Here is a 24,403-nt window from a genome sequence, read left to right as displayed (position 1 = left end):
AATTATTTCATTCAAAAAACATCATGACAAAATATCATTTTATTATACTATTCATATAAATCATTCATAATTATACAAAATTATACTTTTCTTATACTTTATATATCATTTTTTTTGGGACACGATGATTAGCCACTAAAAAAAGAAGCTAAGATATAACTCGTGGAGTTATGTCCTAGCCTTAAGAAATCAGAATAAATGATGTGAGTAGAAGCAACGCGTTCTAAACTAGAAGCACTTTAATGAATCGTTGTTCTTTCCTTCATATTCAACATAATAATCTGCTAATGTGGTTTAGTTCCGCCCCTTTGTGTAACTGTCCCTTTCAAAAGAACTACTTGCAATGTTCCCAAAACGTTTGACTCTCTGAAAATTTTATCGCATTTGTTGTGGTTATTACGACCACATTGAATAGTTCATAACCTTATACTTTTGATTGCAGCGAATTTCAACTCTTCACACTATTTTAGACAAAAAATTGGTTTATCTAGAATAGTGCAGCGGTATACCAACTTTATGTTATTACATTATCAAAAACTGTACTATTGATTAACACATCGTGAGACTCATTTTGTATGCTAATCGCTAAGTATGGAAGTAGCTGCTTTATTTCTCTGGATACATTTGATCCGCTAATTTTTCTATTCCTTCTAATGATTGATAGCCATAGCCAAACATATAATTGTAATCAACCGCATAAATTTGTTTATTTTTAACTGCTTTCATACTAGAAAGTTTTTTATTTTTCAGTACAGAATCAATCATTTTTTCACCGGAGATTCCGCCTTTCATCGTTTGCCAATCGGCCACGATCAAGACATCAGGATCTGTTTCAATCAATTTTTCCACGCTGACTTCGCCTTTTTCCTCTTTAAAGACATTATCCAATTTTACCATTTTAAAAATATCGTTGAAAAATGTTTCGTTGTGAGCAGGATAAACATATAATTCGGCTGGATCTGTTGTATGAAGATAGGCAAAGGTTTGATCGTCTTTGATTTTAGTTAATTTTTTATCTAAGGTTGATTGACGTTCTTTCAACTCAGATTTGAATTCATCCGCTTTATTCGTTACATTGAAGACTTTGCCTAAATTATCAATATCATCATAAATCGAGTCAAACGTACCGTTCGTTACAGAAGAGTTCAATACGAAGGTTTTTATTCCCATGTCATTAAGTGTATCAACGGTACCTACACCCCAATCTTGATTATCAAATAATCCACCTCGCCCGTATACTAAATCTGGATCAACGCTTAAAGCCACTTCTTTGCCAATATAGTCCGTTGATAAATGATTCAATTCATTAAACTCTTTTTCGACTGATTTATCTGGCTCACCGAAAACAGCACCTACACCGACAATTTTATCTTTTAATCCTAAATGTAATAAAAGTTCTGCGGCAGGCTGTGTGTTCGCTAAAACTCTTTCAGGTGCTTTATCAAACGTTTGATCTTTCTTTTGCCAACTTTCTGCGCCTTCTGCTTTGGAAAAGTTCTGAATCGTTATAGGATACCCTTCACTTTTTGGAGTTTCAACAGTTTTTTGTTCTTTTGGACTACAAGCTGTCAACATTGTAAAACCTAATAAACTAAGAATAAGTGCTTTTTTCATTTTTTTCGCTTCCTCTACATATAAATTTAAATATAATCACTAGTCCAACGAATAGGCAAACCCTATACGATGCGTCACGGGATTTTGATAAATCGTACATTTGACGCTATATATTTCTTCGATCAATTCAGCTGTAAATAAGTCTTCTGGTTTTCCTTCAGCAATTATTTTTCCCGCTTTCATCGCATAAATATAATCACAATAATGTGCGGCTAATTCTAAATCATGAAGTGCGGCTAAAACACCAATTCCAAGATTTTTCACACAACTTAATATTTCTAGTTGATAGCGAATATCCAAATGATTGGTCGGCTCATCCAGTATCATATAGCTAGGTTGCTGTGCAATCGTTCGAGCTAAAATCACACGTTGCTTTTCACCACCAGATAATGACAAGAAACTTCGATCAGAATAGCTGGTCAAATTCGTCTTAGCCAACGCATCCATCACAATCTCAATATCTTCTTGTGTATCCGATTCTAATAATTTTTTATGCGGTGTTCGACCTAATAAAACCATTTGAAAAACGCTTAAATCAAAATTCAATTCATTGAATTGATTCACTACGCCTAATTTTTGAGCTACTTTTTTTTCAGAAACAGCTAAAAGATCCAATTCATCTAAAAACACACGACCCGCTTTTGGCTTAATTCCTTTATAGATTCCTTTTAACATCGTTGATTTACCACAGCCATTCGCTCCGATGATCCCCACAAATTGTTTCTTTTGCGTTTGAAAAGAGATGCTTTTAACGATCGATTCTTGCCCAATCAATATTTCTAAGTCTTTTACAGTTAATTCCATTGTTAGCCTCCGAAATTGTAGCCTTTTTTGACAATAATGTAGATGAATAACGGTGCACCGATCACTGATGTAATAATTCCAATCGGCAGTTCAACACTTGGAATCATGATTCGTGACAGTAAATCAGCCCAAATCATAAAAAGAGAACCCGACAATGCCACGATCGGTAGCAGCTGTTTATGATTTGACCCGATAAATCCACGTACGATATGAGGAATAATCAATCCCACGAAACCGATCATACCAGAATAGGCTACAATCACACCCGTCAAAAGAGCAGCTAAAAGTAAATACAACTGACGGTATTTGCTCAAAGGAACACCCAGCGTAACTGCCGCTTCATCGCCTAACAACATGACATTCAAAATACGATGTTGAAATAAGAAGAAACCTGTGATCACAATAACCGTGATCGATAAAACAGCCAACTTATTCCAACTCGCAGAAGCCAAACTCCCCATTGCCCAAAATGTCACGGTCTTCATACCTTCAGCGTTGTTCGCAAGATATACAATAAAGCTTGAAATAGAGCTACACAACGCGCCAATCACTGAACCAGATAAAACCAACTTGACCGACGTCATACGACCACCGATTCCTGATAAAATAAGCACACCAAAAGCTGCTGCCATCGCACCAACAAAGGCACCAAAAGCCAAGCCAAATTGTGCAAAAATACTTCCCGTACCAAATCCAACTAAAATGGCAAAGGTCGCTCCCAATGAAGCGCCAGAAGAAATACCTAGAATATACGGATCAGCTAAAGGATTTTGAACAACAGCCTGCATTACAGCACCTGTTATTGCCAACCCCATTCCCACAAAAACAGCTAGGATCACTCTTGGTGTCCGAACAAACCAAATAATGTTTACTGCAGAGTTACTGGTGATTCCATCAAGGGATCCAAGTCGTCCGCCAGATAACTTAGTTAAAAGTATCTGAAATACATCTTCCATCGAAATATTCGCTTGTCCATTAATCAATGAATAGAGAATCGAAAAAAAGATCAATAGTACTAATAATAATAGAATCCACGGAAAAAGATTTTGATTTTTAGTCTTGGATTTTGCATCACTTACCTTGATTACCTGCAAAAAAATACGCCTCCTGTATATCTGAGCTACCCATTGTTTTCACTCATCTTTGCTACTTTCTCAGACAATTGTGTTGTCCATTGTTCCACCGGTTTTCTGCGACTTGTCGGTAGTTTCACCTTTTCCTCTACTGCGCTGATATCAAGTAAGCCGATGATTTGTCGATTTGCTTCTACACCAACTGCTTGTTTGAATACTTCGTCAAAAATCACTGGGATCGTCCGCCAAGTGACACCAATTTTTTTAGGCCAAGCCGCTAATTGAAAATTTTGGATAAAGGCTGAAACGGCACCAATTGCTTCCAAGTTCAATTTTTCACTTTCATGTATTGGCGCTGTCACAATCAATGTCACAGGGACATCCAGGAAATACTCTTGTGTTCTTTTTTTAGCGGTTGCTAGATTTTTCTGATCGTAACGTGCCCAAATGTTTAATCTATCATAGCTTTCCATAATTTTTTCTACAAATAACTGACGATCTGCTGTAGCCTTAACGATAATTATATCCCAAGGCTCTTCTTTCGAATGATACGGGGCATAACTGGCGATTCTTAATAGTTCATCTATAACTTCCATAGAAATCGCTTGATCCGATAATGTTCGAATGGTTCGGCGCTCTCTAATGACTTGTTCGATTGATTCAATATCCATCATTTTACTCCTATTCTTTTGTCATTATATATTTGGTAGCTCTGTAGAATAAAACTTCGTATTAATTGAAATTGAAAATCATTCTCAATTAGGATTTAAGAGTACCATTTCATTATTTTTTTTGCAAGTTTCTTTTTCATTTTGAGAGCAAAAAACTTTACTTATTTTAGACTATAGAATGTTCTTCTATCTAAACAAATAGGCAGCTACTTTTGAGAGAATATTCTATGTCTGTCGATACATAGAAATGAATGCATTTGTCTTAAATTTTTTTCTGCTTACAAAAAAACTATAGCTAAAATCGTTAGATCCGATTTTAGGTTCTATAATATATTGTGTTGGTGGAAATCAAAAAAGACTTTCTACCAGCACTTTTTTAAGCATTTAAACACAAAAAAGGAACAACTAACTGATAAAATGAAATCGACAAAAACCACAAATCATCAGAAAGGTTGTTCCCTATGGATAAGAATACCAGATTATTGCTCGGACTTACAGACAAAAACCTCTGGTTTGAAAAAAATTGGTTGGAACAAAGAACAGTAAAAGGAGTGCAAGCTCAAGTGATTAAAGCCAAGCTGACCTATTCACCTACCCATTGCGAGAAATGTGGAAGCCTCGATCATGGACAAATCATCAAAAATGGCAGTCATACAACAACAGCTCAATTGCCTGTTTTTAATGAACGTTTCACTCTATTAGAGCTAAAACGGACACGCTTTCTTTGTCATGAATGTGGTACTACTTTTCACGCTCATACAGAGCTGATTGAAGAACATCATCACTTATCTAAACAGCTTCAATACCAAATTATGCTTGACTTGAAAAAGAATGTTTCAAGAAAAATGATTGCTCAAAAGCACTTTGTTTCAGACATAACAGTCCTTAGAATGATGGATAGACTATCACAAAATTATCGAACAAACTGGAACTTCCTCCCTAAAATTTTATGTATTGATGAATTTAAATCCATGAAATCTTGCCAAGGAAGTATGAGCTTTATTTGTGTGGATGGACAACGGAATCAGTTGTTAGAAGTGTTGGAAGATAGACGACTACACAAATTGACCGCTCATTTCATGCGCTTTACACGTGAAGCTCGGCTACATGTAGCGTATCTCGTAACAGATATGAACGCTAGTTACCATCAACTTCTTCGAACGGTCTTTCCTAATGCTCAATTAGTGACGGATCGCTTTCATATCGTCCAACAAATGAATCGTACGTTGAACCAATTGCGAATTCAAACGATGAACCGCTTAAAAAGTTCTAAACCAAAACAATACCGTCGCTTAAAACGCTATTGGAAGCTACTATTGAAAGATTCCGATAAATTAGATATAAACTGTCGAGCATACCAGCCCTTATTTAAACGACCATTAAGTCAACAGGATATTGTCGATGAACTGTTGCACTATGATGCTGTCCTACGGACAGGCTATGATACGGTTCAATACTTAAAATATGCTTTTTCTCATCGGGAACATACACTCTTTTTTGAGTATCTTCAACAGCTAGATAATCAGCTACCACACTGGTTCAAAAAGAAATTACTCTTCTTTAACAAATATAAAGAAGGCATTAAAAATTCTTTTCGCTTCCCTTATTCTAATGGTGTCACTGAAGGGTTAAACAATAAACTTAAGGTAATCAAACGGGTAGCCTATGGCTATCGAAACTTTTATCATTTTCGTTCACGTATTTATATTATTCAAGGTCTTATTTTTTCACAACAATAAAAAAGCCTGATAAGAATGTTCTATCCTTACCAGACCTAGATTTCTATTCAGTTATTTGGCTTACCAACACAATTTGACGTAGAACCCGATTTTAGCTATAGTTTAACTTTTATACGATCAACTCTTAATTGATTTTGCGTAACTGGAAGAACGAAACAAATTCGCCAATTCCCATAAAAATAAGAATACCACCAAATAATTGGAAAAGTACCAATAAACTGCTGAATGGATTAAACGTTAAAACTAATCCAGCAATAATTAAAATCACACTGTAAATCAACATTGGTAACCAGCTGACATTTACATATGCACGTATATTCACAGCTTGAATTGCACGAATGACTCCAACAATTACAATTATTAAACCTAAGAAAATCGGTAAAATACTTACAATTCCTTTTGCAAACACAAGTACGATCCCTGCAATCACTAATAACACAATTCCACCTAGGAAACTCATGCCGTAGGTACCTGTTGCCTTTTTCACTTTAAACCCATCATAAAGATTTAATAAACCCATAATCGCAATATACGCTGATATAAAATAGACAGCTACTTGAAATACACTTCTTGGATTAAACAAAATCAATAATCCAAAAATCATATACACAATTCCACGTAACAGTGCATATTTTCTTAGTTGCTCCATAACGTTATTCATTAGTATCTCCTCCAGTAAAACTTTACTTGATTCTAACTTATATTGTATCGAATTTCTTAAAATAAAACGAATAATATGAATTATTTACTGTTATTTTTATGAACTATGATAGATTAATTAGCTATATTTGAGTGGTATATCTTTTATAGGATACGTTTTAAATATAGTTGATTGCTATTTAAGGATACTGATTTAGCAAAACTAAACTGCTTGTATTAGTTCTGAATAGAACTAGACTTGTTAGAAACGGTTAGTATGAAAGCTTATATTAGTATTTTAATTTACTAGCTCTATATAGAGTTAGACGAGGATTTGACACTACACCCCCTAAACTGTTGACACTACAAATTATCCTTTTTGAGAATTTACTACCACCTATATTTTTTTCATGTATTCTAACTCTCTTTCAACTACTGAAACAAGATAATAGTTCTTGATTCCAAGATTTTTAAAGTTTTTAAAAGAATCAAAATCAGACCAAAAAGATAAACACATTGATATTACTGGAGTACTTAAAAAGCTTAGAATAATTACTGCAGTATATACGTCATTAATAAGTCCTGTAAAAATTGCAGCTGTTAATGGGAAAACGAAGAAATTTCCTATTTTAAATAAAATATTAGCGATATAATTCCTCTCATCTCTATATTTTATTTTTAAATTTTGAATATCTTCTATGAGAGAATCAAGGTCATTACTATCTAAATTTCTATCTTCTTTAATTTTTTTCAAATAGCTTACATATTTACTATTGTTCCTGTTACATTTATTGTTTTTAACAATAACAATTATGCCGGGACCGCAGAGTACTAATACAAATAAAGATAATTTGAACAAACCTTCTACTTCAATCGTTCCTGTGTAATTAAATAGAAAATTGCTTAGAGCTTGAGCAATCACTATGGCTATTAAAAATAAACCTGTCAGAAAAAGAAATGTTGGTCTAATTTCCCAAAAAGAATTACACGCTTTTTTGTAAATCATTTTATATAAATCTATGGATTCAATTTTCTTAACAACTTCAATATTTTTCCCCATAATTTACCCCTTTTAAATTTAGTAGTCTATTATTCATTCTTTTTGAGAACATTATCCACTTGTTTAAGTGTGATTTCTAAATCACCTATATTTTTTGCATGTTGATTCCTTACGACAGTAGTTAAATAGGTAATTATACATTTGGTGAACTCCGAAGCAAAATCAATTAAATATCTTACATCTGAGAAATATATTGGATTTTCATTTATAACTTTATCTAGCGAATCCAAACTTTTGGAATCGTTATGCGAAATTACTTTATCCCTCAATTTTGTTAAGTTTAAAAGTTTTGGTAGCATTGAATTATATTCTTTTCTTCCTTCCACTAACACAGACTTAAAATGGTTAAGAGTTAATTGTTTATTTCCAACTTTATTTTGAATAGCGACAATAGTTTCAGGATTTTTTTCGCACCATTCCAATAAGGAAATGATCGTACGCTTCCCGTTTTTATCATATAATCTTGTTATGATAGATAGACAGGATTATATGCTGGAGATAATGCCATTGCTTCTGGGTACTTCTTCTTCATTTTTGACAAAAGTAAAATTATATCAAGGTTACAATTAACTACGATAATTTGTTCCCATAAAAAATTTGTTAAATTTATAATTCGCTCTTCTTGCTGAATGTTACTCTTCATACTTAAAGGTCCTCATTTCTTGTATTGATCGTTTTTGATATTCTTTTTTATCTGCTAATAATAAAATAAATTAAAGTAGGTAGTATTAAAGAGACAAGAATAATAATACTAACAATAAACAATATCTTCCAAAAGTAGTAAGCATTATTCTTTTTTCCAGTAGCTTCTATTTTAAGATTTCTATAGCTAATAAAAGGTAATATCACAACAAAAATTATGAATAGAACTTTTATTATATTATTCACCATCATTTATAACCCACCTTTATTAATCCTTTTTTATAATACAACTTCAATCATTATTGATTCTGGAGCATGTTGCCAGTTACTGATCACTATCAAACTTTTCGTTGATCTTCCAAATTTCAGGAAGCAATAATAGTATTATTCCAATAAAAAATGGTGCAAAAACGTAACTAGTAAGATTTTTTATGATATTCAGTGTTACTTTAAAATATATATTTTCACATGGCAGCGTCTCACCTATTCCAATAAATATAGAAAGAAATATTCCTGTTAAAAAGAATGCTGTTATTCCTACTGTATTGTTCTTAAGCTGTTTTCTCATGCGTTCCTCCTACTGATCCTTTTTGAGAATACTTTCTCCTGTATATTCTTTAGTTCTGTAAATTTTTCTAGTTACTTTTAGTAACGCAATTTCTAAAAAATGAAATTGTTTGTATCAAGAAGTAAGTCATGATTAAAATTCCTAAAGGTAATAAAGCATTCACAGACAGCATAGTTGATACTTGATTAGGTTTATTTTTATTATATTCTTCTATGTACGGAAGTAGATAAAAAGTTACAGGAAGGACAATTACAGCAACCATACTAAAAGTATAACAATATTTTTTTTTATTAGTTAATATAAAAAAGTGAAACAATTCATCATCGCCTATTATTGTAGTAGATAAGAGAACAATTATATTCAAAAAAACCATAACAATAGACATAAGGTTATCATCAAAATTAGCTAATAAGCTTACTGTAGAAAAACTTAATAAAAAAATACTAAAGATATTACTTTTAACCAAAACTTTTTAGTGAACAAAGAAATACAATAGATTAAAAGTATTAAAATAAAAATAATCCATAAAATTTTATTTGTAGCAATAGGTTTGTATTGTCTTTCAAGTAAATTCAAGATAGCTACTAAGGTCACAAAAACTTCGAATAGTTTTCTCAAATAGTCTAATTTACTTTTTTTATATTGCATCGATGTACCCCATTTCTTCATCTTCTAGTTACTGATTCTTTTCTCCTAACTAATTCTTTTTGAGATTACCATTTTTTAACTGATAAATATTATAGTTGTCTAGAGTGTGAGGAATGTCATTCTTATCACAATAATCATGAAATTTATCCAGCTCATACTTATCTGAAAAATTCGACAGTGTAGCAGACAAACCGATACATACAACTAAAATAACAGCTGCTTCTAAAGTATACAGCTTAGTACCAATCACTTCATACATAGCTAAATTGAATATTAAACCAACCGTCAAAAATACATAATAATGCCTGCTATTATGTTTAAACACTTACTCAACAACATACACATTCCTCCTACTGATCGATCCTTTTTGGGAATAAAACTCGTATCACATTTTTTTAGACTGTAAAGCTAAAATTAATTATTTCCATTGTTTTCTTTTTCCAATTAATATAACTTTCCTTTTCTTCTGGATAGTAGCTAATCATTTTTGTAACAAATTCATCGACTGCTTTAACTATTGTTTCTTTTGGAGGAGCTTCAAAATCTTCAGAATAACTAAAATATTCAAATTCATTTTCAGAATAAGTTGGTATTAATTTCTTCATTAAAACTAACCAAGTTTCTTTGGCATTGTCACCACAAGGATCATTAGAGCGCCTAATATCCAAATATTGCAATTCTAGCTGTCTGATCATTGAATAGATTAGTTTTTTGCGCATAGCTTTAACTTTTTTTTCTATCGTTGGATCTTCTAATTGACCTTGTTCTATGGTCTTAATTATCTCTTTAATATCAAGATAACTACCGTATGCATCATTTCCTAGTCTATTAACTACGTCCATTTGAATATTCAGTAGATTAACAACATTTTTTTTCAGCTCACCCAAGTATAAATCGAGTTTCATTATCTTAGTTTTTATTTCTATACCATCTTTACTTAGCTTTAATATTTCATACTTTTCTATATTTATTAACAAAATAAATGCAACAGAAGCTAATAGCAATAATAAGGACTCTTGCCAATTTTTCCCAAAATATATTGAAGTACTCACTGGTAAGAATAAAATTAAGCCTAAAACTATTTTTTCTAACTTCTTCATTATTATTATCTCCTATCCTTTTCGGGAATCATTTCTCGTTTAATTTCTTTGCACCTGTTCTATAAATTTCAAGTCGCTTTCTTTTGAGATAATTATTGACTTATCCGTATTTAAAACTGAATATTTCAAAAAGTGGCATCTGGTTTGGAAAGAGACGATATCGGAACCCACACCTACGGAAAACGTTTGGCTATCACTACTACAAGTGTACAAAAAATGACTGCTTCCAAAATTATGAAGCAGTCATTTCTTTTTTTCGTTTTTTAGAAAATACGCAATCAACTTAATTAAAGTAATAGGAAACATGCTAAAGATTAAAATCTATTGGATTATTTCTAATGCTGGCAACAGTCTTCTCTGTTCATAGATTTAGTACATACATTCATATATACAACCCCTAAAAGACAGCAGCAACTGCGTAATTTTTTTTAATTGCATATTTTTTCTCTAGATAAATGGTATACTAGTGTCCATTTTGAATCAGAACTAATTACCAATTGTAAATACTCACATCCCAAACATATCCACCTCCAGGAACTGGAATAGTTATGGGCATCGTATTTGCTTGTACAACCATTGGATAATCCCACCAAGGATTCCACATATAATAACTTCTATAGGAGTTATCTTGGGCAGTTACCCATCCGTATATAGCAAACGCATGTCTGCTTTTTAGTGATTGACCATGTCCTGCTCCACCAGCATAAATAGCATTACCTCTTCTTAAATTACTCTCTACTACACTATGTGTAACTGTATTATTTACTTGAATAGGATTAGTTCCTCTTGATTTACCATATGCTACGGCTTGATCTCTACTAAGACCCTGTTTTTCCTTATACGCTTGACTTTGATTAGGATATGCATGGTTCATAGCATCTTGTGCACGAGCTGGACGAGAATCGACTTTATTGGACAAAATTGCAGCTGTAACGTATGCAGCACACCAAGGTAAAGTACTTTGTGTTTCTTTTATTGACCAATTTATCATCGCATAATTAGATCCTGTACTAACCGTGGAACGTGATAAACTCTGCTGAGAAAGTTTGGTTTGAAGCTGATAATCAATTTTTTCCATGACATCAATAATATCCGTATTTTCATTATCAGTTACTAGATCTTCTTGATCTAAAGACTTGCTAGAAAATCTAACCGCGCTCATATTTTCTTTGGGTGTTTCATAAATTTTTATCACCTGATCATTTTTTTTCACAAAAACATCCTCATTTTTTGTAAAAAGAGCTATTTCAGCATCATTTGAAGTATCTTTTATTTCATTAAGTTCTTCTGATAAAAACCTAGAAATAGAAGAGACGTATCTTCCAGACGTGTCTTTACGAATAGAATATAAATATTGAATATCATTGTCTAAAAAAACAGGAAAATAGAATGTCCTCTCACTTGAAATTTCTTGATCAAACATTGTGAATGGATTTCCTAATCGATATTCATCTATACTAGTTCCATTTTGTTCAAAGAAAAGTATGGAGTTGAGTACATTTCCAAAATCTTTGTCAGCATATTCATAAACATCAGCTGATACCGTTGGTGTTAAAATTTCGAGTTTAGAATTTTTTTCAGCATATCCATTTTCAAAACTAAAAAACATAATAGTAATAAAGCAAATAACCCCTAACAGTTTTAAAAACTTATTCTTTTTCAAATATAACATCTCCTTATAAAATATAATTTACAAATAGAATAACATAAAAGAACACGTTTTATAAACGTTTTATTTTTTCTCGAAAAGAATTGGCTTACCTGTGCCTTCGTCCGAAAGACTAGCTGAACTTACTACGTATGTTAAAACATTTTCTTTTAAAAATAATTTTACTAGTTGAGATCCGGAATTATCAGCTAAAAACAGTTTATCATCGGTTGATTTCTGTACTTTATAATCAACATAATGATCAGAATCTTCTTTTTTTGTAAAACTAATTTCTACACTCATTTTATCAATCGACCTAATTTTTAAATTATATTCAATATCAGAATCAATACTTTGCCAATCACCTAAAAAAATATATAAATATTCACTCTCACTTTCATCTTTTTTAATTGATTGCATAGTTCTATCTATTTTTCTACTATTACAAGAAACTAAAATTACCAACAAAAATAATACACTACAAATTTTACTAAACATTTTTAATTTTTTTTTCATACCTTAACATACTCCTCTCTAAATGTATAAATTTATCTTAAGTGAATAAAACAACTATGTCCAATATTTATAAGTTATAAGCTAAGTTGTTATTGCTCTCACTTTTATCAGCAGTGAATTTTGTTCTACAACACTCGCTCATTTTTAGTTTCTACTATTCTTAATGAAGTTTTAGCGTAGAAAGACTTAGTTATAAGTTTAGGTACTTTCTGCTCTGACTCCTCCTACCGATCCTTTTTGGGAATCGCACATTTTAGAAAAACTGACACACTTTTTTTTGTGCCAGCCCTATTATTGTTTAAATTATGATCGTATCTTTTGATAGCTTAGTATCCTGATTCCTATTGCCTGATTTTATTCGATTGATACTTTTAAGTTTTGATAGTCGACGTTTGATAAAAAAGAAAAACACCATAAATTTTCTCATGATGTTTCTTGACTCTTTATTATGAATGATTTATATTTTCTGTCCACTTTATTAGATATTATTCAGATTCTAATAATCTTGGTAAGTACTCTCTTGTATTTCAATCCATTAGCTCTATACAGAGCTAGACAAAATCACTACCTCTATTTTCTACTTTGACACGTGATTTCAATCCACTAGCTCTATACAGAGCTAGACAATATTTCTATAGTGGGTGAAGAAACGTACAGATTATTTCAATCCACTAGCTCTATACAGAGCTAGACAACTTTAAAAAAGTATCTGTAAGTTCCACCATATTATTTCAATCCACTAGCTCTATACAGAGCTAGACTTAAAAAACATTGGTGTAAAATATAGTTGGTACGATTTCAATCCACTAGCTCTATACAGAGCTAGACAGTAATTAAATTATTTATTAGAATATAATCGTATTATTTCAATCCACTAGCTCTATACAGAGCTAGACATACGCATTGGAGATGGTAAATACAAACCATCACTAATTTCAATCCACTAGCTCTATACAGAGCTAGACCTATTATTTTAATTAAAACATTTGTGCTAGTTGTATTTCAATCCACTAGCTCTATACAGAGCTAGACATTATTGGTTTTATGTTTTAGATGTAAAAGAAACAATTTCAATCCACTAGCTCTATACAGAGCTAGACTTATCTGACATTTTCAACTCACACCCTTTCTACAAATTTCAATCCACTAGCTCTATACAGAGCTAGACTCGTGTTTCTAAGGCGCTTCGTGAACAGACTTTTATTTCAATCCACTAGCTCTATACAGAGCTAGACTTCCAATTTTGGTTATATACATGCGCACAGTGATTTATTTCAATCCACTAGCTCTATACAGAGCTAGACGTTATATGTCAAGTGAATAGAGTTAGAAATGTATCATTTCAATCCACTAGCTCTATACAGAGCTAGACTTAGTTTTCATATAGTTGTCAACTAACATAAAATATTTCAATCCACTAGCTCTATACAGAGCTAGACTCTTTGCCAATTGTTTGATAGTGATAACCTCTAAATTTCAATCCACTAGCTCTATACAGAGCTAGACGTTATTAAGTTAGAAATCAAAATATAATCATATTGATTTCAATCCACTAGCTCTATACAGAGCTAGACTTCTTGCTCAGTGTCAATAGTGGCAAGAGAGAAATTTCAATCCACTAGCTCTATACAGAGCTAGACCGTGAAAATGGCAAAAATATATAACATATTTTTGTTATTCCACAAAATAATAATTTTAAAATTAAATTTAAATGAGAAAAGAGCCTTTCTTTGCTGAAAAACAGTTAAATTATGGTGCGAATCTCCCAGTAATTTCATGTGCACTTAGGATTCGCACCAAATTATATTTACTCTTTTAAAATATCAATGGTGCTTCTACATCAAAGCTTTCCTTTGCACCTATGTGCTCTACTTTATTTTGATAATTATTGCCTAATCGATATATACGCAAACTATCTAACTCTTCATCAATTAAATCAATCAATTCGTTTTTTAATTTCACTAACTCAGTTGCATCAACAACACATTCAAAAACAGAGTTTTGAACCCGTTGTCCGTAGTCTTGGCATTTCTTTGCTACTTTTCTCAAACGACGAGGACCATTTTTCGAACTGGTCGCTACATCATAGGTAATCAATATCAACATTTAACGTCACTACTTTCCTAATTTAAGCTAGTCCACAAAGTTTTGTAATCACTTGTGCCAACACGCCACTTACCGTATTTTGAAAAAGATCAGAAAGAAATTCAGTTTTATGCGCTCTAATTACTGCTTCAAATTTACTGGTATTTTCTTCTTTAGCTGCCAGCAAAGCTTCTTGACTTGCTTGTTTTACTGGGCTGTCGATTTTAATTGTTGCTATAATTTTTTCTAATGAATCTTCTATTACTGGCCAGTCATAGGTTTCCATCGTTTCATTTTGTACAGATGTATCCATCTTACTTTTTGAAGTAGCTGATTGAATGGAACTATTTGTCATATCTCGGCCTACCTTAAATGAATGATCATCTGTTTGATTAAAACTTTCTGTAATATGATTCGTTTGAGAATGATCTTGTTGAACCCCAAAATTCACATTACTATGGCTTCCATTAAACACCTGCTGATCCCCATTCAAGATTTTTTGTTCTGCTACATTTATAGTATAGTCACCGTGTTTACTATTAAATGCCGCTTCAATCACTGATTTCACTTGATCTAAAAATGTTTTATCTTTGAACATCAAGCGATATGTCTGCCCTGAATTCAAAATAAAGAATAAATAAATTCTATTTTCCATGTATTTCTGATAAACGAAGAAAATATACCCACCAGAAATAAGTAAGCCCACTATTCCAATCGTTTTAAAATTTTCGCTAAATAATCCAATAAATGAAATTAGCAAAAGAATAATGATCCATTTAGAGATTTTAAATTTTAATTTACCATCATAAATTTGCGAAATATTGCTTAGTTGCATCGTCATATCTTTGAATTTCAACAAATTATCCTTTATTGTTAATTGTTCTGTGATTATTTCTTTATCTGATGTTCCAAAAATTTTGCCAAGTTCCTCATTCATTCTAAAAACTCCTTTTCTTACTCCATTATAGTAACTACTTACCAACTTAAAACAATCATCACTTCCATAAAAATGGGGGATAGCCATCTAAATCATCTCTTAAAAAACGACTTAAAAGCAAAGCTTGAACATAAGGGACTAACCCCCAATTGATTTTTTCTCCTAAAAATGGATGCTGAATGTTTTCTTGCTTCTTTTCTTGCCAATGCTGAAAGAATCTTCGTCTGCCTTCATCCGTCAAAATAACAGCACCGCTTTCTTTTTTAAGAAAATCTTTTCCAGTGATCATTTTCTTGTTAATCAACGTTAATACAAAACGATCCGCATAAATACCTCTTAGTTCCTCCATTAAATCTAATGATAAAGAAGTCCGTCCTGGGCGGTCTTGATGCATAAACCCAACATAGGGATCAAGTCCGACCGTCTCTAAAGCGGCTGCACATTCTTGTGCCAGCAGAGTATACGCTAAAGAAAGCATAGCATTTACATTATCTAAAGGTGGTCTGCGATTCCTACCATAAAAACCAAAATCAACTTTTTGCTGTAAAATCATTTGATCAAACAATAGAAAATAACGGTTTGCTGCTTGTCCTTCGATCCCTCTTAGTGATTCTAGATCTCCCACATGGCGAATATCACCAATATATTTTTTTAGTTCACCAGAAATCTGTTTAAATCGTTCAACATCTATCCGCATCGGATTATCTCTCGTTACTCGCTCTAACATCCAGCGCTGATTATATAATTTACCAATAATAAAATGCTTTGCAATCGCCAAACTTGCTTCTTCGTTGTCAGATATACGATATTGTTTTTTTCGTAAGGTTACATTTCCAGTCGTTCCACCTGTGACTCGGCTGCCAAACTTTCCTGTCGTTGTTAAAAATGTCAGCCCAATATTTTTTTCAGCACATTTACGCATCAATGCTGGACTTGCCCCTAAATAACCAGTTGTTACGATTGCTTCTAAATTATGAAGAGGGACTCTTCCTAGCTTTGTCTCTGCTTTTAAAATGACAATATTTTCTCCATCTAAAGCTAAATACGTTTCAGGCGTTGTGACAAATAACGTATTCAATAACTTTCTCATTCACATAACCTCCGATCTAAATAGCCTTTGACGGTTTGAACATTCATCAGCTTAGGTAAACAGATATTTTGTAGAGAACATTTTTTACAGAAATTGCCTGTTTTTACTTTGGGTGTGTATCGTCTTTGCCAATATTGATGCATTTCTTCAACATTTTTTTGTAGTTCTTCACGTAAAGCTGGTGTAATCGCAATTTCTTCTCTACGTTTTGTTTCATGATAATATAAATATCCTTTAGGAACGTCACAGACTAGCATTTCTTCTAAGCAAACAGCTTGAGCCGTTAATTGTAAGATATCGCTATGTTCCTGTTTCGGTTTGCCATGTTTGTACTCGATTGGAATAGGTGAAAAAGTGCCTGATTCTCCGTTTAAAGATACACCATTTGAGTCTTGAACAAATTCAACTACATCACAGATTCCAGTAATTCCTAGAGTTGGCGAATGGATAGGCAATGCGCGAACAATCAAGCGATCTTTGCGCTTTTCTCTAATCGTCGGCTGATCTGCTTTTTCGTGTAAATATTGTCCTTCTAGCGTTAAAACATTTTCTTGCCATTGTTGTTCAATATGGATCAATGCCCATTGGCGACGGCAAAAAAGAAAATGCTGGATACCTGAAATCATTAAATAATCTTGTTCCTCATACATATCACAGACCTTCGATGACGGTGAGCTCGATTCCTTCTAGTGGTTCCACCGTTACTCTGTAATCATCAAATGATTTCGCGCGATCAACTTCAGGAATTTTTTCAATTTTAACTGAACGGTGAACTTTTGCTGAAGAAGCTTTGCCCATCTTGCTTGGATGTTCCCACCAGTAAACTTTTTCGACAGCCATACTACCATCGGGGCGAGCAGATGATGCGTCATTTTCGAATAAAGTGGTTAGAGCTTCTTTGATTTTTTCTGCATCATCCGTGGTGAAGCCCGTTTTTTCTGCTAGTTGAACGTTGATGCTGCCATTGAAGACATATACACCGAAATCTACAAAGTGTTTGGTGCCCATGGTATCAGAACCTTTTTTATCTCCAGTAACGGAATTCACACTTTTGGTGATTTGCATCGTGTTGATATCGATCGGTTCTATACTTACAGCCGTCTGTATCGAAACAGGACCACGAACACCAACCGACAAATCAGAACCTTTAAACGCAAAGACTTGGCCAAAACTTCTAGTATCCATAAAGGTCTTACAAGCGACTTGTGCGTAACGATCGGCATCTTTTTTCTTATCTTTATTGATTGCTTCTAGTTCTTCAACTGCATCTGCCCGATCTTTTAAACTTTTAAACCCATCATCCGCACGATCATCAGACTGAACAAAAATGTGTTCCCCTAAGTCTTGTAGTCGATTACGAATTTTACGTTTGATTGCGACATCTGATATCTCACCAAAACCATCAAAATTTTGACGTGGTCGATTGCCATTTAATGGGTCCCCGTTTGGATTGGCGTTAGTTACTGATGTGATTACTTTAAAATCGATTTTGTGTGTTAAAACTGTCATGACTTATTCCTCCGTTTTCTCTTCTGTTTTTTTCTTCAAATCTGCTCGTTGACTATAGTAGCCTAATAAATATTTTCCGTCTAAAGCCTTATCTGTAAAATGTTCAAACTCAAAAGACGCACCAATTTCATCTAATAATTTTTGGTAATAGCTTCCTTTACCTCTTAACCTTGCTTGATACGGAATCAAATTTTCTTGAATGATTTTCCATGTTTTTAATGGATGGTTACTAAATGCATTCATGTAACGAATAGCATTGGTACTTCTATTGATTCCTGCTTTATACAAAGCATATTCTTCTAAAACGTCTGCCACTGCTAACATTCTCCCAAACAAATAACTGCGATCCGTTTCATTTTTATCTAATGCCACATTTTTTTCCTCCTCTTTAAAATTAAAGTGCTTTTTCATTACAGCACAAGCAATACTTAACGTTTTTTCCCATTCCCACTTTTCCATGCTTACTGGATTTGACGCTCTTTGCAAGAGAGTTCGAACTAGATTTATCGGAATCCTTTTTCCATCTACAACACAAGGAAATAGCTCATGAATTGTATTTTTTATCAGCGTATCACTCGCTCGCAAACCATAGGCAGCTTCAGCGATATCCCTCAAAGATGGCGCTCCCCAAAAAGTGTAACGGTGCTTATTTTTGCTGCCATAAGTATGACGCCAGAAACAAGTTTGATGCCAGTCTTCAATTCGAGCAAAGTACTGTTCTTTTTCAATCGAGCGATAATAAAGAATTCCCATTCTGCCTGGAGTAGCTGCATCTAAAATCATGATGTAAATTGGCTCATGATAAGCAAGCTTCACGCTATAACCATTCAAGGCTTTTTTAAATAACTCAGAAAATTGCTGATGGGTCGTGTCTGGACTTAGTAAAATTTCTGCTTCTTCATCTTTGGCAAAAATAGCGTCAAAATCAAGAAAATCAGCACTTGATTCTTCTGGATTAGGAACATCGGTTTCTTTTCTCCCCCAAGTTAAAAAGGCTCGCCCATCTAAAATAAATGCTTGTTTACCAATCAACCATTTTAATGCGTTATGTCCTTTTTGAGAGACTTCATAACTAATAGAAGCAACTTGATTTTTATCTGTAAAACGACCTTTATACGTGAAATTTACTGAATCATTACCAGAAATTATTTTTGCCATATCTCCGCCATAACGTACCTTTGAAGGATGATTTTCTGTCAGTGGCAACATTTCTCCTGTCACATAATCCAGCCCTTCATTTGTCAGTTCTTTTGTATAATAAGCGACAAATGAGTCAATGATTTCTGAATCGCCCCATAGCGGTCGTTTACCTGTCCCATGTTCTTGAACAGCAAATCGAACAAAAGAAGTTGCTTGTTCTCCAACTACTACACTAAATAAAGCTGGTTTCTCTCCAAGTTCTGCTTCTAGCTCCTTTGACCATTTGGGAATGAGTTGATGATTTTTCTCAACCATTACCTTCGCTTGTACTAAATCTTCAATTAGTCTGCCTTTTTCTAAATAGCTTAAAACACTTTTAACGACCGGCTGAGAATAATCGGATTCACACCATGCCTTTAAGTTTTCTAAATACATCTGATAAGAATTTTTCCCAGCTTTATTCTTTTTATAAATACCACCATATTCTTCAAAATCCCCAGCAACATAAACTAAGTTGTCATGGATTAAATGTGGTGCAGAAGTTGACCCTGACCTTCCAGCAGACTCGATTGTTACTGGAATCATTGTTTGTGCCTCATCTTTCGGCACGACACTTGCCGTATAAAATTCACCTTCTGGCGTTATTGTTACTTCGATTTGAGCGTTTTGGTAAGCATGTGCAATTGGTAAAAGAACAATTTCTTTTCCATAAGATGTTCGTTGAACTTTTCCTACTTGCTCTACATTTTCTTCATACGTTTCGTATAAGTCATTCAACCAACTCATCATTCAGCCTCCTGTTCCAAGGTTTCAAATAACTGATCGACAGACTCTATTTCTGAAGGTTCAACTATTTTTGCTTGCATCGCTCTAAGTGGTCGAACTAAGGTACATTCTTCTGGGCGTTGAAACTTAATAATGCCTTTTTTCATGATCGGCCGCCACAAACGAACAGCTAATTCCTCTTTTCCTGTCTCATCTGGATAAGATAATCCATGCACCATTGTGCCAAAATGCAGCTCCCCCTCGTAGTCATCATAATCACCATTGGCTGTACCAAAATCAACAGGTTCCACATATCCCTGACATTCTCTGGTTCCTAAAAAAATATCTCTGCGTCCACCTGCTTTGATTGAACGCTTTAAAATTTGATAATGTTTGTCTTCATTCCAATCGCCTTTTAAATCAGGACGATGTTGATTAAATTCAAAATGCACTTTCACTTCATAAACAGGCTTTTTCAAATACGTATAATACGCCAGATCACTGGCACTGCTGTCGTTGTATTTCATCGGCCGCATACCTTTAGATTCCATTTGAATTGATTTCATTATGCGAACTTCATCAATATAATAAACAATTGATGGTTTCCAGTAGATGCTTTCTGTGATTCCTTTTAGTGCTTGGTAAGTGGGAATTTGATAGGTCATTTTTTCACCACCCATTTTTGTCAAAGGATCCGTAAAAAGAGCATATTCGCCTTCAACTCTAAATGAGATTTGATTTTTATATTTCATCGTTGAGTCCTCCTTAATTTAAAAGCGGAATGGGCTCATTCAGTCTCGACTGGAAAATAGGATAAATTGGCTGAGGTGTTCTTTACCTCACTCCATTTTTATCTTTTTCCCGAGAGACTAGCCCATGCAGCTAGATAATACTAAACTCCTAAATAACTGCTCGCAGCTTCAGCTTCTATATCTATACCAAATTTCAAATCGTATGCATTACTCGTAAGGGCTAAAATATCGCCATTCAATAACGGATAAATCCCCCCATTTTTTTGAAGTTCCATCAGTTCATGCTGAAAGACATTGACTATATATTGTTGCGCTTTTTTTAATGTCGGTGAATACTCTTCTGGTCTCAACTCCCCATTCAAATCAGCGATCAGCTCGTTCCCTTTTCCATATGGAACAAGTACTGAAGTTGTTGGACTATCAATGACTTGAAAATATTTCCCTACCGTTTTAGGACTACTTCTAAAAGCCAAAACAGGAGCAGATCCATGTGTTCGTTTATAATGTTCAAGTGCATTAGTGCCTTCACCTAATAAACTAAATAGATTGAGTGATGTCTTTTTTACGGGATAATTTAATTCATTCTTAAAACGAGCGTAATATTGATCAAAGTAGCGTTTTTGAACCGAATGAGAAAGTAGTTCCTTTTGCGCAACTTCACTTTTTTCTGTAAGAATAGCTAGCGTAATTTCTTGGCCTTGTTTGATCTCTGGTAAATGAGTCAGATTTTCAAGATCTGCTGAAAGATTGACTAGGTAGACGGGTTGTTGTTTGGTTTCTCCATGTCGATTACAACGTCCTGCTGCTTGAGCAACTGAATCTAAACCTGCTACTGAACGAATAACCGATTGAAAACTGATATCCACGCCAGCTTCAATTAACTGTGTCGTGATACAGATCAGTTTTGTATCACGACTTTTTAGTTTTTCACGTAACTCGTCCAACAAATTTTTCCGATGCTTGGCGCACATTGAGGTGCTCAAATGATACAATTCAATAGTATCTAGTTGCTGATTCTCCAAATATTGATATAGACTTCGAACAGCTTTTTTTGTATTTAAAATAATCAGCAGGTTATTCTTTTCGGCTAAAATTTCTTGGCTAAACGCTGCTAACGCTTCAAGCGTCCATGATTCTTCCGTTGTCCGATCAATCACTTCTACTCGTTTAAACTTTGATTCCACTTCTGACAAATTGGAGACCATTTCACCATCAGATTCTTTCGCTAATGCTCTGCCTACATTTTCTAGAGATGGCTGAGTTGCTGTACACAAAACACTTGTCGTTGTGCCGTAATTTTTTAAAAAGTTCAAGCTCTCATTAAATAAATGCGTGCAGTTTGTGGGAACGCCTTGTGCTTCATCAAAAATAATCACTGCATTCATTACGTTATGAAAACGGCGTGGATTTCGAGTTCCTCGACTATATATAGTATTTAGAAATTGCACCATTGTAGTAAAGATTATTGGGCTTTCCCAATTGTCTTTCATTAACGCTTGTTTTTGCTCCAACGCTTCTTTTTCTGCTTCTGACTCTTCTGACTGTCTTTCTTTGGTTTCTTCCTGATCCGTAAAAACATTGGAATGATGTTCTAGTATATTGATCTCATCCTTTAAAATCTCTCGAATTGTCGCAGCGTTTTGTTCAATAATTGTTGTAAATGGCACAACATAAATAATGCGCTCCTTGCCATGTTTGATAGCATGATTCAATGCAAATCGTAAACTAGCTAACGTTTTACCGCCTCCTGTTGGAATCGAAAGAGTATAAATTCCGCTCTTTCTTTCAGCAAAGACTTTACACTGCTCAGACATCTGACTACGAAGTTGATTGATTGGCGTGTCAGCGGTAAATGTTGAAATATATTCTTCTAGGCTTCGACTATAGGATTGAAGCAAGGCATCATTTTCATGCTGTTTAAATTGTTTATTTTCTTCAAATAGCATCGTATTTGTTCTGTCCGCATCCAAAAGGCAACTATAGATAAATTTCAAAAGAAAAAATGTATCATTTTGTTTGACTCTGCTCTTTCCATCCGTTTGATAAAGCCTTTTCACTTCTTGTGTTGCTTCCAACAATAATCTCTGAAACTGTTCTTCTGAGACCACTTCTTGGAAAAAACAACTTTTGATTTGTTCATAATCGACAACCTCGATTTCATCGACTCGTCTAAGATAATCAGAAGTCGCTTCTCCTTCTGCGGTAAAAAAGTCTTGCAGCCCTCGGCTACTATGATGAGAAATAATCGCATTGCCTACCAGTTCGGCTAGGATATATGAAAATGGATCACGACTATTTTTGTGGCAATAATCAAAAAGAAGCTTACCACCAGCCGTTGAATGATCGACGCTACCGCGTGTTACGCTTTTCGGATCATCCACAGCTTTTTTCAAATACTCTTGGAATTCACTAGAAAACTTTCCTAAATCATGAAGTAAACCAGCTAAATAGCTCGTTTTTCTTAGCCCGATTTTTTCGCCCCAATCTGCGCTTAGTTCGGCACATTCTACTAGATGATTCTTTAATAATTGCTTTTCTTCATCTGATTTCCTTACATGTGCTACATACATACTTAAACTCCTTAATTATTTATCTTAGTGTTTTAAATACATTATATCACTTATAAAAAAAAGAACTATCTAAAATTTAAAATAGTTCAATTAATTTTTTTGATTGTAGAAAACAAGATAAATAATTAATAAAATGAACAGTAACAACATAAACAAAACAGAAAGCTCAATTGAAATATTCAACTAGTTCAAAAAAAGTTTTGTTATTTTCTCTTATATATAAGGAGCCTGATTTTCGTGTTATTTAATCTCTTTCCACAAAAAAATTCGTTGTGAATAGGCCACTCTTTATGTATAATGAAATGCATAGGATAGAAATAACTAACATTAAAAATAAATAAATTGGCTCTTCGTGGTCTGGCGCCAACCAAACCAGAAGACTTGTTTAAACAGCAATCCCTGTAAAACAACTTTGCCAATAGCGTAAGGATCGATCTATTTTGTGTTGTGCACTTCTATAGTCACGACATAGTTCATAGTCTCTTTCTCTTGCCTATTTGTAGACGATTACAGGTCACCTGTAGATCGTCTTTTTTAATTTCTATCCTGTTAGATTTGAGACAAAGAAAAATAGGCACTTCATTGATCGGCGCCAACCGTTCAATGAAGCCCTGAATAGAAAGCAATCCCTCTCTATCCAAGTTGCCCATTTGCCAGTACCGTAGTACCAGCTTCTTTATTGTACCTAATTCTTGTAAGAATTTCTAGACACTTTTGAAATTTTTCTCTGAATGCTTAAAGAAATCCACTCCTTACTGACATATTTCAACAATAGAGACGTACAGCTTTCCTCTTTTTCTTTTGCTCTACATCAAAAATCAAACAGAGAAAAG

General features: G+C 33.7%; 22 protein-coding genes and 1 CRISPR repeat array. Of the genes, 1 reads left to right on the top strand and 21 read right to left on the bottom strand.

Annotated features, from left to right (window positions below; translation table 11 throughout):
- Positions 1-606: 606 nt before the first annotated feature.
- The 4 genes from AC4BC4_RS02590 to AC4BC4_RS02575 are packed head-to-tail and all read right to left on the bottom strand — an operon-like array spanning position 607 to position 4,162.
- Positions 607-1,614, bottom strand: a complete 1,008-nt coding sequence (locus AC4BC4_RS02590) for an ABC transporter substrate-binding protein (RefSeq protein WP_490476676.1) — start codon at positions 1,612-1,614, stop codon at positions 607-609.
- Positions 1,615-1,653: 39 nt separating this feature from the next.
- Positions 1,654-2,418, bottom strand: coding sequence for an ABC transporter ATP-binding protein (locus tag AC4BC4_RS02585; RefSeq protein ID WP_438757352.1), 765 nt, complete (start codon positions 2,416-2,418; stop codon positions 1,654-1,656).
- Positions 2,419-2,420: 2 nt separating this feature from the next.
- On the bottom strand, positions 2,421-3,512 hold the full coding sequence (locus AC4BC4_RS02580) for a FecCD family ABC transporter permease (protein WP_490476675.1): 1,092 nt from the start codon (positions 3,510-3,512) through the stop codon (positions 2,421-2,423).
- Positions 3,513-3,538: 26 nt separating this feature from the next.
- Positions 3,539-4,162 carry a nitroreductase family protein gene (locus AC4BC4_RS02575; RefSeq protein ID WP_490476674.1) on the bottom strand — a complete coding sequence of 208 codons (624 nt, stop codon included), beginning with the start codon at positions 4,160-4,162 and terminating at the stop codon, positions 3,539-3,541.
- Positions 4,163-4,623: 461 nt separating this feature from the next.
- On the opposite strand from AC4BC4_RS02575, the gene AC4BC4_RS02570 reads away from it, so the two are divergent.
- Complete coding sequence (locus tag AC4BC4_RS02570; RefSeq protein WP_438756097.1) at positions 4,624-5,901, top strand: ISL3 family transposase; 1,278 nt, start codon at positions 4,624-4,626, stop codon at positions 5,899-5,901.
- A gap of 124 nt (positions 5,902-6,025) precedes the next feature.
- On the opposite strand, the gene AC4BC4_RS02565 is transcribed toward AC4BC4_RS02570, so the two are convergent.
- The 17 genes from AC4BC4_RS02565 to cas3 form a co-directional block, all read right to left on the bottom strand.
- Positions 6,026-6,562, bottom strand: coding sequence for an HdeD family acid-resistance protein (locus AC4BC4_RS02565; RefSeq protein WP_490476673.1), 537 nt, complete (start codon positions 6,560-6,562; stop codon positions 6,026-6,028).
- 375 nt (positions 6,563-6,937) lie between these two features.
- Entirely contained in the window at positions 6,938-7,600 is a 663-nt protein-coding gene (locus AC4BC4_RS02560; RefSeq protein WP_490476672.1) for a hypothetical protein, read from the bottom strand.
- Positions 7,601-7,629: 29 nt separating this feature from the next.
- The gene (locus tag AC4BC4_RS02555) at positions 7,630-8,022 is read right to left on the bottom strand and encodes a hypothetical protein (RefSeq protein ID WP_490476671.1); all 393 of its coding nucleotides are present in this window, start codon (positions 8,020-8,022) and stop codon (positions 7,630-7,632) included.
- Between the two features lie 44 nt (positions 8,023-8,066).
- Complete coding sequence (locus tag AC4BC4_RS02550; RefSeq protein WP_490476670.1) at positions 8,067-8,243, bottom strand: hypothetical protein; 177 nt, start codon at positions 8,241-8,243, stop codon at positions 8,067-8,069.
- A gap of 324 nt (positions 8,244-8,567) precedes the next feature.
- On the bottom strand, positions 8,568-8,810 hold the full coding sequence (locus AC4BC4_RS02545; protein WP_490476669.1) for a hypothetical protein: 243 nt from the start codon (positions 8,808-8,810) through the stop codon (positions 8,568-8,570).
- A 697-nt stretch (positions 8,811-9,507) separates the two neighbouring features.
- Positions 9,508-9,717, bottom strand: a complete 210-nt coding sequence (locus AC4BC4_RS02540; protein WP_490476668.1) for a hypothetical protein — start codon at positions 9,715-9,717, stop codon at positions 9,508-9,510.
- Positions 9,718-9,853: 136 nt separating this feature from the next.
- The gene (locus AC4BC4_RS02535; RefSeq protein ID WP_490476667.1) at positions 9,854-10,558 is read right to left on the bottom strand and encodes a hypothetical protein; all 705 of its coding nucleotides are present in this window, start codon (positions 10,556-10,558) and stop codon (positions 9,854-9,856) included.
- Between the two features lie 490 nt (positions 10,559-11,048).
- The gene (locus tag AC4BC4_RS02530; protein ID WP_490476666.1) at positions 11,049-12,221 is read right to left on the bottom strand and encodes a C47 family peptidase; all 1,173 of its coding nucleotides are present in this window, start codon (positions 12,219-12,221) and stop codon (positions 11,049-11,051) included.
- 69 nt (positions 12,222-12,290) lie between these two features.
- Entirely contained in the window at positions 12,291-12,722 is a 432-nt protein-coding gene (locus AC4BC4_RS02525; RefSeq protein WP_490476665.1) for a hypothetical protein, read from the bottom strand.
- 524 nt (positions 12,723-13,246) lie between these two features.
- Positions 13,247-14,362: a CRISPR direct-repeat array (repeat unit 33 nt; unit sequence ATTTCAATCCACTAGCTCTATACAGAGCTAGAC).
- Between the two features lie 175 nt (positions 14,363-14,537).
- Positions 14,538-14,828: a CRISPR-associated endonuclease Cas2 gene (cas2, locus tag AC4BC4_RS02520; protein ID WP_438757355.1), complete on the bottom strand. Its 291-nt coding sequence runs from the start codon at positions 14,826-14,828 to the stop codon at positions 14,538-14,540.
- Positions 14,829-14,850: 22 nt separating this feature from the next.
- Complete coding sequence (locus AC4BC4_RS02515; RefSeq protein WP_490476664.1) at positions 14,851-15,744, bottom strand: hypothetical protein; 894 nt, start codon at positions 15,742-15,744, stop codon at positions 14,851-14,853.
- Positions 15,745-15,802: 58 nt separating this feature from the next.
- Positions 15,803-16,834, bottom strand: coding sequence for a type I-C CRISPR-associated endonuclease Cas1c (cas1c, locus tag AC4BC4_RS02510; RefSeq protein ID WP_490476663.1), 1,032 nt, complete (start codon positions 16,832-16,834; stop codon positions 15,803-15,805).
- Positions 16,831-17,484, bottom strand: coding sequence for a CRISPR-associated protein Cas4 (cas4, locus tag AC4BC4_RS02505; protein WP_490476662.1), 654 nt, complete (start codon positions 17,482-17,484; stop codon positions 16,831-16,833). Before cas4 ends, cas1c begins: the two co-directional genes overlap by 4 nt.
- Before the next feature lies 1 nt (position 17,485).
- Positions 17,486-18,343 carry a type I-C CRISPR-associated protein Cas7/Csd2 gene (gene cas7c, locus AC4BC4_RS02500; protein ID WP_490476661.1) on the bottom strand — a complete coding sequence of 286 codons (858 nt, stop codon included), beginning with the start codon at positions 18,341-18,343 and terminating at the stop codon, positions 17,486-17,488.
- 3 nt (positions 18,344-18,346) lie between these two features.
- Positions 18,347-20,269 carry a type I-C CRISPR-associated protein Cas8c/Csd1 gene (cas8c, locus tag AC4BC4_RS02495; RefSeq protein ID WP_490476660.1) on the bottom strand — a complete coding sequence of 641 codons (1,923 nt, stop codon included), beginning with the start codon at positions 20,267-20,269 and terminating at the stop codon, positions 18,347-18,349.
- Positions 20,269-21,000, bottom strand: coding sequence for a type I-C CRISPR-associated protein Cas5c (cas5c, locus tag AC4BC4_RS02490; RefSeq protein ID WP_490476659.1), 732 nt, complete (start codon positions 20,998-21,000; stop codon positions 20,269-20,271). The genes cas8c and cas5c overlap by 1 nt, the downstream gene beginning before the upstream one ends.
- 140 nt (positions 21,001-21,140) lie before the next feature.
- Positions 21,141-23,570 (bottom strand): CRISPR-associated helicase Cas3', encoded by a 2,430-nt coding sequence (gene cas3, locus AC4BC4_RS02485; protein WP_490476658.1) that lies wholly within the window; start codon positions 23,568-23,570, stop codon positions 21,141-21,143.
- Positions 23,571-24,403: the final 833 nt, after the last annotated feature.

Source organism: Enterococcus sp. AMC1086 (assembly GCF_058216575.1).
Note: the sequence above shows the minus strand (reverse complement) of the source record. Positions and strands in the feature narration are given on the sequence as shown.

Bases quoted from the DNA above. Each gene is read 5' to 3' on its own strand.
- AC4BC4_RS02545 (WP_490476669.1), bottom strand. From the start codon at position 8,810: ATGAGAAAACAGCTTAAGAACAATACAGTAGGAATAACAGCATTCTTT.
- AC4BC4_RS02560 (WP_490476672.1), bottom strand. From the start codon at position 7,600: ATGGGGAAAAATATTGAAGTTGTTAAGAAAATTGAATCCATAGATTTA.
- AC4BC4_RS02590 (WP_490476676.1), bottom strand. From the start codon at position 1,614: ATGAAAAAAGCACTTATTCTTAGTTTATTAGGTTTTACAATGTTGACA.
- cas8c (WP_490476660.1), bottom strand. From the start codon at position 20,269: ATGAGTTGGTTGAATGACTTATACGAAACGTATGAAGAAAATGTAGAG.
- cas5c (WP_490476659.1), bottom strand. From the start codon at position 21,000: ATGAAATATAAAAATCAAATCTCATTTAGAGTTGAAGGCGAATATGCT.
- AC4BC4_RS02535 (WP_490476667.1), bottom strand. From the start codon at position 10,558: ATGAAGAAGTTAGAAAAAATAGTTTTAGGCTTAATTTTATTCTTACCA.
- AC4BC4_RS02550 (WP_490476670.1), bottom strand. From the start codon at position 8,243: ATGAAGAGTAACATTCAGCAAGAAGAGCGAATTATAAATTTAACAAAT.
- AC4BC4_RS02540 (WP_490476668.1), bottom strand. From the start codon at position 9,717: ATGTATGAAGTGATTGGTACTAAGCTGTATACTTTAGAAGCAGCTGTT.
- cas7c (WP_490476661.1), bottom strand. From the start codon at position 18,343: ATGACAGTTTTAACACACAAAATCGATTTTAAAGTAATCACATCAGTA.
- AC4BC4_RS02570 (WP_438756097.1), top strand. From the start codon at position 4,624: ATGGATAAGAATACCAGATTATTGCTCGGACTTACAGACAAAAACCTC.
- AC4BC4_RS02585 (WP_438757352.1), bottom strand. From the start codon at position 2,418: ATGGAATTAACTGTAAAAGACTTAGAAATATTGATTGGGCAAGAATCG.
- AC4BC4_RS02565 (WP_490476673.1), bottom strand. From the start codon at position 6,562: ATGAATAACGTTATGGAGCAACTAAGAAAATATGCACTGTTACGTGGA.
- cas1c (WP_490476663.1), bottom strand. From the start codon at position 16,834: ATGAGAAAGTTATTGAATACGTTATTTGTCACAACGCCTGAAACGTAT.
- AC4BC4_RS02575 (WP_490476674.1), bottom strand. From the start codon at position 4,162: ATGGATATTGAATCAATCGAACAAGTCATTAGAGAGCGCCGAACCATT.
- cas2 (WP_438757355.1), bottom strand. From the start codon at position 14,828: ATGTTGATATTGATTACCTATGATGTAGCGACCAGTTCGAAAAATGGT.
- cas4 (WP_490476662.1), bottom strand. From the start codon at position 17,484: ATGTATGAGGAACAAGATTATTTAATGATTTCAGGTATCCAGCATTTT.
- AC4BC4_RS02525 (WP_490476665.1), bottom strand. From the start codon at position 12,722: ATGAAAAAAAAATTAAAAATGTTTAGTAAAATTTGTAGTGTATTATTT.
- AC4BC4_RS02515 (WP_490476664.1), bottom strand. From the start codon at position 15,744: ATGAATGAGGAACTTGGCAAAATTTTTGGAACATCAGATAAAGAAATA.
- cas3 (WP_490476658.1), bottom strand. From the start codon at position 23,570: ATGTATGTAGCACATGTAAGGAAATCAGATGAAGAAAAGCAATTATTA.